Here is a 1,265-nt window from a genome sequence, read left to right as displayed (position 1 = left end):
CCATACAGGCAGGTGTTGCCGATAATGCTTGCTTCATGGCTGCGGAAGGCGGAACCAACCGGAGGACGAATGGCGATTAAGCCGCCCGCCATGCCTTTACCGACATAGTCGTTGGCATCACCGGTCAGGTACAGTTCCACGCCGCCCGCGTTCCACACGCCGAAGCTCTGGCCTGCGGTGCCGTTGAAGTACGCTTTGATAGGATCGGCTGCCAGCCCCTGATCGCCGTGCGTCTGGGCGATATAGCCTGAAAGCGACGCGCCGACAGAACGGTCGGTGTTGCGAATATCGAACCAGAAGGTTTTGCTCTGGCGCTCATCGACAAACGGTTTCGCCTGTTGCAGCAACTGCGCGTTCAGCAGGCCGTTATCAAACGGCGGGTTGTTTTCGGTGCAGTAGAGTGCCTTACCTGGATGCGGTTCGGCAGTCTCCAGCAGCTTCGACAGCGCCAGCTTCTGCTGTTTGGCGGTGAAACCGTCCAGCTCTTTCAGCAGGTCGGTGCGACCAATCAGATCCACCAGACGTGTTACGCCAAGCTGTGCCATCAGCTCGCGGGTTTCACGGGCGATAAACTCAAAGTAATTCGTCACCTTGAATGGCAGGCCGTGATAGTGGTTCTTACGCAGTTTGTCATCCTGAGTTGCTACACCCGTTGCGCAGTTGTTCAGATGGCAAATACGTAGATATTTACAGCCGAGCGCCACCATCGGGCCAGTGCCGAAGCCGAAGCTTTCTGCGCCGAGAATCGCCGCCTTGATGATATCGACACCCGTTTTCAGGCCGCCATCGACCTGCAAACGGATCTTGTGACGCAAGCCGTTAGCAACCAGCGCCTGCTGGGTTTCAACAAGCCCCAGCTCCCACGGACAGCCTGCGTATTTCACCGATGAAAGCGGACTTGCGCCGGTGCCGCCGTCATAGCCTGCGATGGTGATCAAGTCCGCATAAGCTTTTGCCACGCCAGTCGCGATGGTGCCTACTCCCGGTTCGGAAACCAGCTTCACGGAGATCATCGCTTTCGGGTTAACCTGCTTGAGGTCGAAAATGAGCTGCGCTAAGTCCTCGATAGAGTAGATATCGTGGTGCGGCGGCGGGGAGATCAGCGTCACTCCGGGCACCGAATAGCGCAGTTTGGCGATGTAAGGCGTGACTTTATCACCCGGCAACTGACCGCCTTCGCCTGGCTTCGCGCCCTGGGCGACTTTAATCTGAATGACGTCGGCATTGACCAGATACGCCGGAGTAACCCCAAAGCGACCGGAAGC

The 1,265-nt window shown here is 57.6% G+C and carries 1 protein-coding gene; it reads right to left on the bottom strand.

Annotation, left to right across the window (positions count from 1 at the left end):
- The coding region (locus QYE47_RS27220; RefSeq protein ID WP_301159788.1) for a glutamate synthase-related protein at positions 1-1,265 on the bottom strand (1,265 nt) is incomplete at both ends.

The sequence above is a fragment of the Pseudomonas sp. 2,4-D genome (assembly GCF_030418155.1).
GTDB lineage: Bacteria > Pseudomonadota > Gammaproteobacteria > Pseudomonadales > Pseudomonadaceae > Aquipseudomonas > Aquipseudomonas alloputida.
Note: the sequence above shows the minus strand (reverse complement) of the source record. Positions and strands in the feature narration are given on the sequence as shown.